At 62.1% G+C, this 11120-nt stretch carries 8 protein-coding genes; 5 read left to right on the top strand and 3 right to left on the bottom strand.

Annotated features, from left to right (window positions below; genetic code table 11):
• Positions 1-112 precede the first annotated feature (112 nt).
• The 3 genes from VSR82_RS35450 to VSR82_RS35440 are packed head-to-tail and all read right to left on the bottom strand — an operon-like array spanning position 113 to position 4612.
• The gene (locus tag VSR82_RS35450; RefSeq protein WP_429457675.1) at positions 113-1282 is read right to left on the bottom strand and encodes a lipocalin-like domain-containing protein; all 1170 of its coding nucleotides are present in this window, start codon (positions 1280-1282) and stop codon (positions 113-115) included.
• Between the two features lie 26 nt (positions 1283-1308).
• Entirely contained in the window at positions 1309-3888 is a 2580-nt protein-coding gene (locus VSR82_RS35445; RefSeq protein WP_429455443.1) for an FtsX-like permease family protein, read from the bottom strand.
• The gene (locus VSR82_RS35440) at positions 3878-4612 is read right to left on the bottom strand and encodes an ABC transporter ATP-binding protein (protein WP_368583522.1); all 735 of its coding nucleotides are present in this window, start codon (positions 4610-4612) and stop codon (positions 3878-3880) included. The genes VSR82_RS35445 and VSR82_RS35440 overlap by 11 nt, the downstream gene beginning before the upstream one ends.
• 684 nt (positions 4613-5296) lie before the next feature.
• Between VSR82_RS35440 and VSR82_RS35435 the strand changes: the two genes are divergently transcribed.
• From VSR82_RS35435 to cyoD, 5 genes are all read left to right on the top strand, one after another.
• The gene (locus VSR82_RS35435) at positions 5297-6853 is read left to right on the top strand and encodes an NADH-quinone oxidoreductase subunit M (RefSeq protein WP_368583523.1); all 1557 of its coding nucleotides are present in this window, start codon (positions 5297-5299) and stop codon (positions 6851-6853) included.
• A gap of 391 nt (positions 6854-7244) precedes the next feature.
• Complete coding sequence (cyoA, locus tag VSR82_RS35430) at positions 7245-8138, top strand: ubiquinol oxidase subunit II (RefSeq protein ID WP_429455444.1); 894 nt, start codon at positions 7245-7247, stop codon at positions 8136-8138.
• A 3-nt stretch (positions 8139-8141) separates the two neighbouring features.
• On the top strand, positions 8142-10163 hold the full coding sequence (gene cyoB / locus VSR82_RS35425) for a cytochrome o ubiquinol oxidase subunit I (protein ID WP_410851118.1): 2022 nt from the start codon (positions 8142-8144) through the stop codon (positions 10161-10163).
• Positions 10163-10768 carry a cytochrome o ubiquinol oxidase subunit III gene (cyoC, locus tag VSR82_RS35420; protein ID WP_368583526.1) on the top strand — a complete coding sequence of 202 codons (606 nt, stop codon included), beginning with the start codon at positions 10163-10165 and terminating at the stop codon, positions 10766-10768. The genes cyoB and cyoC overlap by 1 nt, the downstream gene beginning before the upstream one ends.
• Positions 10769-11110 (top strand): cytochrome o ubiquinol oxidase subunit IV, encoded by a 342-nt coding sequence (cyoD, locus tag VSR82_RS35415; RefSeq protein ID WP_018437951.1) that lies wholly within the window; start codon positions 10769-10771, stop codon positions 11108-11110. It abuts the gene before it with no gap.
• Positions 11111-11120: the final 10 nt, after the last annotated feature.

The following is an 11120-nucleotide window of genomic DNA, read 5'->3' as shown; positions in this document are numbered from 1 at the left end:
GTGCGGATTGCCCGTGTGAAAGTAGGTAATCGTCAGGCTCCCCCACAAGCCAGAAACCCCACCCCCAGCGGTGGGGTTTTTGCGTTTACGCGGCCAATTCCGCGCGCTTCAACTACTTTCCGATCCGCAGCGCATCCGCGTAACCCGTCAGTTCCAGATAGGCCCGCCCTACATCCGCATTCTGTTGACTTACCCGCACCGCGCCTTCCCAATACACCGCGCCGGTCGACTGTCGTGAATCGAGTTCCTGATCGTCCATCAGCGGATCGAGTTGCCACGTCAGCGTTCCGGTTCTAACCGTCATCGAGACCGGGTACAAAGTATTTGTGTGCGGCGACCGCCACATGCGACGCGGCGTGAACGAAACCTCGCCGGGGCCGAAGTTCGCTACCTGTCCATCGCGTCTGCGAAGCGTCGCGTGGGCCCACGTTGCATGTCCATCGCGGCTACGGATCTTGAATGCCATGAGCGCCGACCCGTCCGTCAAATTGGCGCCGAGCCAATCCCATCCAACCGCATTGGCGTCGAGCAATGTGCTCGACCATTCGTGATCGAGCCATGCGGTACCCGTCACCACAGCATTGCGCGTCCTGTCGTTTGCACCCGCGGCCGGGCGCACCACAGTGCCCGTCACGCGGAGTTGCGGTTCGCTGTAGTAATAGCTTGCCTGTTCGGGACGCGGTCCTTTGCGCGAGTAACCGCGCTCGCCCTGAATCAGCGGAGACTGCATTGGCGCGAGTTGGAGGTGGAGCGAAAATCCGCTTGCGTCGGCGGTGATGTCGTAGTGGCCGTCCGCGGCGCGAATCATTTTCCATGCGTCGAGTTTGACGTCGGTGTTGTCGGGCCTCGCGTAGGCAAGCCCGAGACCTTGCCGAGCGATGCGCTGATCGTGAACGAGGTGGCCGATGGCCGGATCGCTCAACGCAGCGTGCGCAATGATCAGTTGCGAGGGGGCGAACGCGCTGGGGTCGGCCGCGTCGTGACCGGTCGCCGAACGGAAGAACGTGATCTGGAATCCGAGCGGTTGGTGGTCGGGTGTCGTGAGCCAGCCCGTCGCGTACCACCATTCGGTGCGGAATTCCGGATGGGCACCGGTGTCCCGCGGAAACGAGATCGGATGTTCTGGTGTAACTACCGCGAAGGCGGCCGGCGCGGATGCAGAGGAATCGCCGCTAGCGGCAAAAGACGGCGACGCAGCGGCTATGCCAACGCAAAGTAGGCTCCGAAAAGTTCGATGCGGGTATTTGAGCAAAGATTTGCAGGTACTCCAGAGCAATCGCATCCCGCACGCACTTCGCGCAACTCGCATCACCAGTCCTCCTTCACCGCTCGTACGGCATCCACCGACACCGCACCGCGTCCCGCGAGCACCGCCGTCGTGCACGACAGTACGAGCATCACCGACGCGACCGTGCCCAGCACAAGCCACGGCACATGCAGCGACATGCTCCAGTGAAACGACTGCGGATTGACGACGAACACGAGAATCAGGCTGATCGCGAAACCAAGCGCGAAACCGAGCGCAATGCCGGATGCCGTGAGCAGGCCGCCCTCCGATGCGAGGATCGCGAGAATTTGCGCGCGCGTCACGCCGACGTGGCGCAACATCCCGAACTCGCGAGCCCGAGCAAGTGTCTGCGCGGAAAAGGTCGCGGCGACACCGAACAATCCGATCACGATCGCCACCGCCTCGAGCAGATACGTGACCGCGAAACTGCGATCGAAGATGATCAGCGTGCGCTTACGGATCTCCCACGGTTGCGACATCTCGAGCGAAGCGCCGAACGGCAACGCCTTCAAACTTGCGACGACGCGTTCGACACTCACGCCCGGCACCCCGGTCACCGCGACGTCGGTTGCGGTGGAGTCGCCGGTCAGCCGCCGATAGTCGCCAAGCCGTATCTGAATCGCGCCGCTCTGCCGCGCGTAGTCGCGCCAGACGCCGGCGACGACGAACGTCTGACCGTGCTCGCCGAGCGGCAACCGTACACGTTGACCTAACTGATACCCATACAGGTCGACCATTGCTTCGGAAACCCAAATAGGTATGTCGCCGGTGCGAAGCGCGGACGGCGACAGCACCGCGCCGGTCATCTGCAGGGTCGCGCCCGGATCGGCCGCATCGATCTCGCGGGCGAGCAGCGCGACGTCCGGGCGGGCGGGATCGAGCGTCAGATGTGTGATGCGCGAGAACGCGGCGTTGCGGATGCCGGGCACCGTCGCGATGCGCGTCTGTTCATCGGGCCGCAAGCCGCCACTGTCACCGCTATTGCCGCCGGAGGTGACGCGCACGTACAGATCCGCGGACAGCAGATGCGTGATCCAGTCGTCGACGGATACGCGGAAGCTGGCCACCATGATCGCCATCGCGACGATCAGCGCGAAGCTCGACAGCACGCCGCCCATCGCGATCGACGCCTGCCCCGGCGCATTCGCGAGACGCGCAATCGCGAGCGAACTCGTCGCGCCCGCGCGGCGTCGCGTGGCGCGTGCGCGACTCGCCGCGCCGAATATCAGCGCGGTCACGCGCGGCATCAGCGCGATGCCGCCGACGAGCAGCAGCGCGACCGCCAGATAACCAGCGATCGGCGCATCGAACCACGGTGGCATGCGCGTCAGCGCGGCGGCCGCCAGCAAACAGCCGAACGCCGGCCACGGCGTCGCGAGCCGCGCCAGCGCGGTTTCCTCGGCGCCGGCCTTGAGTGCCGCGGCAGGCCGTGCGCGTGCAGCATCGATGGCGGGTGCGACGCTGCCCAACACCGACACCGCCACCCCGAGTGCGAGAAACACCGTGCTTGCTAGCGGCTCGAAGCCGACTCGCGGTTGCACACCCGGAAAATAGCCGCCGCCGAGATCGCTGCCGAAAAAGCGCAGCGCACCGCTTGCCATCGCGTAGCCGAGCGCAAGTCCGCACAACGAGCCGAGCAGCCCGAGCAGCGCCCCTTCGAGCAAGATCTGCCGCAACAGCTGAGCTCGCGTGAGGCCGATCACACGCAGCATTGCGAATTGCGAGCGGCGTCGCACGACACCGAGTGCCTGCGTCGAAAACACGAGGAACGCGCCGGTGAACAGCGCGACCAGTGCGAGCACATTCATGTTGATCCGATAAGCACGCGACAGGCGATCGGTACGGCTCTCAGTATCGCGCGTTTCGGCGACTACCCAGGCACTGCCGAGCCGTTGCTGCAGATCGCGTTTGAAGCGTTGCCGATCCACACCGCGTTCGAGTTGCAAGTCGACGCGCGACAGCTTGCCCACCTTGTCGAACCGCCATTGCGCAGCGGCGATGTCCATCACCGCGAGCCGTTGACCCGGCCGCGTGCGCACGAGCCCGCCCGCGACGCGCAGCTGCAGATCCGAGGTGCCGACGCGCAGCGTCACGTCGCCGCCGGTCTTGACGTTCAGCCATTGCTGCGCGGCCGTCGACAGAAATATCGCATCGGAGGCGAGCGTGTCGAACGGGCGCGCAGGCGAGGGCACGCCGATCAGATCGGGCGTGATCCGGCTCGCCTTGAAGACGTCGATGCCGAGAATGGGCAGTGCACCGTTGCGGCCGGGCACCGCGACGTCGAGCGCGAGCACGGGACTCGCCAGCGCCACCCCCGGTTCGTTGGCCAGCTGCGGATAAAGGGACTCGTCGATGAAAGGCTGCGCGCCGCGCACTTGCAGATCCGCTTGGCCGGACAGACTGCGCGCGGCCGCGGAGAATTCATTGAAGGCCGCGCTGTTGATCAATTGCACCGCATAGCCGAGCGCGACGCCGAGCGCGATCGTCGCGATTGCGACGAGTGCGCGTCCGCGATGGCTGCGCCATTCCGCGGCCAGTAGCCAGCGCGCGAGAACGCGATATCCGGGCGCGCGCGGCAGCGGCTGAAGGTCAGCGGCCATCGTCGGTCGAGCGGGCCGCGGCGTGCGCGATGTTCGCGGCTTTATCGCGCGCGGCATGCAATCCGCCGTCGCTCAGGATCAACACGCGGTCGGCCACGGCTGCCGCGGCTTCCGAATGCGTGACCATGATGGTCGCCGCGCCCGTCGCCTTGCTTTGCGCGCGGAACAGGCCGAGCACGTCGTGCGCGGTCGCGGGATCGAGGTTGCCGGTTGGTTCGTCGGCGAGAAGCAGCGTCGGACGATGCACGAGTGCGCGTGCAATGGCTACGCGCTGCAATTCGCCACCGGAGAGATCGCGCGGAAAATCGTCGCCGCGTCCGCCGAGGCCGACCGCCGCGAGCATGTCGAGCGCGGCGGCCGTCGGTAGATCATTGAGCAGCAGTGGCAGCGCGACGTTCTGCGCGAGCGTCAGATGCGGCAGCACATGAAACGCCTGGAATACGAAGCCGAGCTTCTGGCGGCGCAGACGCGTCGCGGCGTTATCGTCGAGTTGCTCGACCGGGCGTCCGTCGATCAGCACACTGCCGCTATCGGCGCGGTCGAGTCCGGCGATCAGGTTGAGCAAGGTCGACTTGCCGACGCCTGAGTCGCCCATGATCGCAACGAACTCTCCCGCAGCGAGTGTGAAGTCGAGCTGCGCGAGCACGATGCGGCCGATGCCGTACCGCTTGCTGAGGCCGCGGCATTCGAGTGCGGGTACTACGTCGTCGTCACGAAGCGCCATGCGAGGAGGTCCGGAAAAGGGGCCGGGCGAGGGGAGCTGGCCAGGCGAAATGAGTGTGCCTTGCCGCGCGAATTTGCGCAGCAGCTACCCGCGCCGTAACGCTGTTGTTCGTAAGGTAAATGGAAGATTCGCGCGCCTCGGTGGAACAAATTCAAAGCATCTTCATCTGAGGCGCTCAGCACGGTTGCCCCTGTTCGCCGGTCAATTTAGACCGCCACCACAAAAAAATTTTTTATCGTCGAACAGGGCAAATTCTTGTTCAAATGCGGGTCGTCGCCACTGGTCGAAAAGGACCGTCCAGCACGATCCGTTCCAGCCGAACCGGCCCCACAAACAGGCGATGTCTAAAAGCGGTCAACCTCCGGGTAATTGCGAGCTTTTGCAGCCAAATCATCCCGGCCCGCCAAGCCGTTTGTAGTCATGTGCAAACGCACATTTTGATGCGTTTTGCAAGCGTCCACGTCGCAACAATCTAATCCGAAGGGATTTCGCGGCTGCTGCGATGCAAAATTATTCTTATCTTGGTAATCTCCCACCCTCGGTCGGTCGGCTGCGGGTAAACGTGTAGCGGGAAACCCCTCCACGCGTCAATTTCAGCGCACTCCAACTTACATTTCTATTTCAATGCCTGCTGTTTTGGCGGCATTGACGCAGCGTTTTGTACTTCAAGTTTTGACAGAGCACATGCCATTGCCTCTCCTAAGTCTTCTCATCTGGATCCCAATAGTCGCCGGCTTCGTGGTTCTGCGCGCCGGGTCCGACGCGGCGCGTAATCGCACGCGCTGGCTCGCGCTGATCGGCGCGGTGGCGGGTTTCTTGCCGGTGATTCCGGTCGTGGCGAATTTCCGCAACGACGTGACCTCGATGCAGTTCGTCGAGAACGTCCGCTGGTCGCCGACGTTCGATATCGCATGGCATGTGGGAATCGACGGGATTTCGCTGTGGCTCGTCGCGCTGACCGCGCTGACGACGATCATCATCGTGATCGCGTCATGGGAGTCGATCACGCAGCGCACCGCGCAGTACTACGGCGCGTTCCTGATGCTGTCGGGTTTCATGCAGGGCGTGTTCACGTCGCTCGACGGCATGATGTTCTTCGTTGCATTCGAGGCGACGCTGATCCCGCTGTACCTGCTGATCGGCACGTACGGTCACAAGAACCGCACGTATGCGGCGGTGAAGTTCTTCTTCGTGTCGTTCCTCGGCTCGCTGATGATGCTGATGTCGCTGCTCTATCTGTACAGCCAGACGCACAGCTTCGACCTCGCCGTGTGGCGCGAAGCGCATCTCGACATGGTGCCGCAGACGCTGATCTTCCTCGGCTTCCTCGCCGCGTTCGGTGTGAAGGTGCCGATGTGGCCGCTGCACACGTGGCTGCCCGACGTGCACCTCGACGGCCCGACCGGCGCCGCGGTGATGATCGGCATGCTGAAGATCGGCGGCTACGGTCTACTGCGTTTCGCGCTGCCGATCGCACCGCAAGCGAGCCACTTCTTTGCGCCGATGATGATCACGCTGTCGCTCGTCGCGGTGATCTATTCGAGCCTGCTCGCACTCGTCCAAACCGACATGCGCCGCCTGCTCGCGTATTCGACGGTCGCGCATATGGGCCTCGTCACGCTTGGTCTGTTCGTCTTCAACCGCTTCGGTCAGGCCGGCGCAATCGTGCAGATGATCTCCTATGGCGTGGTGTCCGGCGCGATGCTGTTGTGCACCGGCATGCTGTACGACCGCACGAAGAGCGCATCGATCGCCGAATACGGCGGCGTCGCGAACACGATGCCGCGCTTTGCCGGTTTCGTGATGCTGTTCTCGATGGCCAACATCGGTCTGCCGGGCACGTCGGGTTTCGTCGGCGAATTCATGGTGCTGATGGGCGCGATCCGCTTCAACTTTTGGATCGGCGCGATCGCCGCGACCACGCTGATCCTGAGCGCGGCCTACACGCTGTGGATGTACAAGCGCGTGATCTTCGGCGCGATCGCCAATGCGCGCGTTGCGAATCTGAAGGACCTCGGCAAGCGCGAGTTCGCGCTGCTCGGTGCGTTGGCGCTGCTCGTGCTCGCGATCGGACTTAATCCGAAGCCGTTTACCGATGCGATCGATCCGTCGGTCGGCACGCTGCTCGCGCAATCGGAACGCTCGGCGCTGCCTTCTGACAACGTGCCGGCCGAAGCTGGCGAGCATCTGCAGGCGGCGGTGCCCGGACCGGCACCCGTCGCCACGCACAATCCGGGTTAAAAGAACAGAGCGCAAGAACCGTTGTCGCATCCGCGCGTCAGGATGCGGCGACGCTTTTGCGCTTTTGCGCGTCGCTATCAACCCCTTTATGAATGCATGCACGGTGGAGTACTGCGAACCCGCCGCGCGCCCAGCGGTTTTCCAGCGCTTATTTGAAGGGGCTCTTGCGATGCGTCAACTTTTCGATGCTTCGTTTTGAAGCGTCGCAAACGACGCTGGTGAATAGGGTGTGCGGGGAAATGCGGCAACGTGTCGCACTGCGGCGCGCTGCAATAGATCGTTGCAAATTCGAGTGTTTATTAGCATTCGATGCCCCCCTATTATGCGAGCGCTTATTACTGGAGAGCCGTCGAATGACGTTCGTTGAAGTCAAAAAAACGAGGCAGTGGATATGAAAGGACGGGCGCTGGGAAGGCCGGCAAGTTTCGTTTCCGCCAGCCTCATGTTGCTGCTTTCGGGTTGCAGCAACCTCGATATTCTGAATCCGAAGGGGAGTGTGGGACTGGCGGAGCGTGATCTGATCGCGACTTCGGTGTGGGCCATGCTGATTGTCGTGGTGCCAGTCATTCTGATGACACTGTTTTTCGCGTGGCGTTATCGCGCGTCGAATAGAAACGCCGAATACAAACCGGGGTGGACGCATTCCACCGCGATCGAAGTCGTCGTCTGGACGATTCCGGCGCTGATCATTTTGTTCCTCGCCGTGTTGACGTGGAAGAGCACGCATGAGCTCGATCCGTATCGTCCGCTCGAGTCGGAGGTCAAGCCGATCAACGTCGAAGTCGTCGCGCTGGACTGGAAGTGGCTGTTCATCTATCCGGACCTCGGTATCGCGTCGGTGAACCAGCTCGCGATCCCGGTGGGCACGCCGGTGAACTTCCGGATCACGTCGGACACGGTGATGAACTCTTTCTTCATCCCGCAATTGGGCGGCCAGATCTACGCGATGGCAGGTATGCAGACGCGCCTGCACCTGATCGCCGATCACGCCGGCGACTACGCGGGCCTCGCGGCGAACTTCAGCGGCAAGGGCTTCTCGGACATGAAGTTCCGTACGCTCGCCTCGTCGCCTGAAGAGTTCAACGCCTGGGTCGAGAAGGTGCGCGCTTCGTCGGACCGCCTCGACATGGACCGCTATCACGCGGTATCGGAACCGAGCGAAAAGGACCCTGTGCGGTACTTCTCGACCGTCGATCCGAAGCTCTTCAACAACATCATTGCCAAATACAACAACGGCAACGTCATCGACAACATGAAAGACGCCAACTGTGCGCCTAAGGGGTAACTCATGTTCGGAAAACTCACTCTCGATGCGATTCCGTATCACGAGCCCATCATCGTCACGGCGGGCGCCGGCATGGCCCTCGCCGCATTGGCGGTGCTCGGCGGAATCACGTATTTCGGCAAATGGCGCTACCTGTGGAGCGAATGGCTGACGTCCGTCGACCATAAGAAGATCGGTGTCATGTACATCGTCGTTGCGTTCATCATGCTGCTGCGCGGCTTTGCCGACGCAATCATGATGCGTATGCAGCTGGCGCTGTCGTACCTGAGCCCAGGTTATTTGCCGCCGCATCACTACGACCAGATCTTCACCGCGCACGGCGTCATCATGATCTTCTTCATGGCGATGACGTTCATGATCGGTTTGATGAACATCATCGTGCCGCTACAGATCGGCGCGCGCGACGTCGCTTTCCCGTTCATCAACTCGCTGAGCTTCTGGCTGACGGCAGTCAGCGCGATTTTGATCAACATTTCGCTGGTGGTTGGTGAATTCGCACAGACGGGCTGGCTCGCTTATCCGCCGTTGTCGGAATTGCAGTTCAGTCCGGGTGTCGGCGTCGACTACTACCTGTGGAGTCTGCAGATCTCCGGTGTCGGCACGTTGCTGACCGGTGTGAACTTCTTCGTGACGATCGTGAAGATGCGCGCTCCGGGCATGTCGTGGATGAAGATGCCGGTATTCACGTGGACCTCGTTGTGCGCGAACGTGCTGATCATGGCGTCGTTCCCGATCCTGACCGTCACGCTCGCGCTGCTCGGTCTCGACCGTTACCTCGGCATGCACTTCTTCACGAACGAAGCCGGCGGCAACGCGATGCTGTACCTGAACCTGATCTGGGCCTGGGGTCACCCCGAGGTGTACATCCTGGTCCTGCCGGCGTTCGGTATCTTCTCGGAAGTCGTCGCGACCTTCGCGAAGAAGCCGCTGTTCGGCTACAAGACGATGGTCTGGGCGACTTGCGCGATCATGGTGCTGTCGTTCCTCGTGTGGCTGCATCACTTCTTCACGATGGGCTCGGGCGCGGACGTGAACGCGTTCTTCGGCATCGCGACGATGGTGATCTCGATTCCGACCGGCGTTAAGGTGTTCAACTGGCTGTTCACGATCTACAAGGGCCGTCTGCAATTCACGACTCCGGTTCTGTGGACGATCGGCTTCATCATCACGTTCACGATCGGCGGTATGACCGGCGTGATGCTGGCGATCCCAGGCGCGGACTTCATGCTGCACAACAGCCTGTTCCTGATCGCTCACTTCCACAACGTGATTATCGGTGGCGTGCTGTTCGGCTATCTGGCCGGCTTCAACTACTGGTTCCCGAAGGCGTTCGGCTTCAAGCTGAACGAGAAGCTCGGCAAGGCCGCGTTCTGGTTCTGGCAGATCGGTTTTTGGGTCGCATTCACGCCGCTGTACGTGCTCGGCTTCATGGGCGCGACTCGTCGTCTGAACCACTACGACAACCCGGACTGGCATCCGTGGATGATCATCGCCGCATTCGGCGCGGTGCTGATCGCAATCGGTATCGCTTGCCAGCTGCTGCAACTGGTCGTCAGCATCCGCGATCGCAACAAGATGGAAAACCGCGACCTCACGGGCGATCCGTGGGACGGTCATACGCTGGAATGGGCGACGAGCTCGCCGCCGCCGGTTTATAACTTCGCGCACATCCCGGATGTCCGCTCGCTCGACGCGTTCAGCGAAATGAAGTCGCGCAAGGGCGGTGTCAAAGTGCCGGCGTATCGCGACATTCACATGCCGTCGAATACGTCCGCGGGTCTGCTGGTGGGGCTGTTCTCGCTGGTGCTCGGATTTGCAGCCGTGTGGCACATCTGGTGGCTTGCGATCGTTGGCCTGGTTGGCACCGTGCTCACCGTGATCGTCTACAGCTTCATGGACAACGACGGCTATTACATTCCGGCGGACACTGTCGCGCTGATTGAAGAGAAACGCAACGGCGGTGCTGGCGCCGTGGCCGGTGTCGGCGCAGGCGTCGGCAAGCAGGTCGCGCTGGAGGTGGACTGATGTTACAGAAGACTATTGCGGTTGAGCCGCATCTCGCGCCGGACCACGTGCCGTCGCACTCGGTGTTCGGCTTTTGGGTGTACCTGATGACCGACTGCATCATCTTCGCGGCACTGTTCGCAGTGTTCGCGGTGATGAGCCAGCAGTTCGCGGGCGGTCCTACCGGTAAGGAGCTGTTCGAGATTCCCGGCGTCGCGCTCGAAACGACGATGCTGCTGCTCTCGAGTATCACCTACGGCTTCGCGATGCTCGGCGCGCACAAGAACCGCAAGGGCGTGCTGCTCGGCTGGCTCGGCGTGACTTTCCTGCTGGGTCTCTCGTTCCTCGTGCTGGAATTGCGCGAGTTCTCGCACATGATCGCCGAAGGCGCGGGTCCGAGCCGCAGCGCGTTCCTGTCGTCGTTCTTCACGCTGGTCGGCACGCACGGTCTGCACGTGACGTTCGGCCTGATCTGGATGGTGGTGCTGGCGCTGCAGGTGCTGCGTCATCGCGACCTGACCGAACGCGACATGATCCGTCTGACGTGCCTGAGCCTTTTCTGGCACTTCCTCGACGTCGTGTGGATCGGCGTTTTCACCTTTGTCTATCTTGCGAGCGTGATCTAAATGGACCATAGCCATAGCGCCCATGGCGCACACTCGGAAGGCGGTCACGGCAGCTTCGGCAGCTATATGACGGGCTTCGTGCTCTCCGTCATTCTGACCGTCGCGGCATTTGCGATCGTGATGACCGGCACGTTGACGGGCCAGAGCGCGTTGTTCGCGATCGCGGGCCTCGCGGTCGTGCAGATCCTCGTGCATCTGGTGTTCTTCCTGCATATGAACGCGTCGTCGTCGCAGCGCTGGAATGTGACGGCGTTTGTGTTCACTGCGTTGACCGCGGTTATCGTGGTCGGCGGAACGTTGTGGGTGATGCATAACGTCAGTATGAACATGATGTCGCGCTAAGCGGATAATG

Source organism: Burkholderia sp. JPY481, from assembly GCF_038900515.1.
In the GTDB taxonomy this organism is placed as follows: Bacteria; Pseudomonadota; Gammaproteobacteria; order Burkholderiales; family Burkholderiaceae; genus Paraburkholderia; species Paraburkholderia youngii.
The sequence above is the reverse complement of the archived record's forward strand: the minus strand, read 5'-3'. Positions and strand labels throughout refer to the sequence as shown.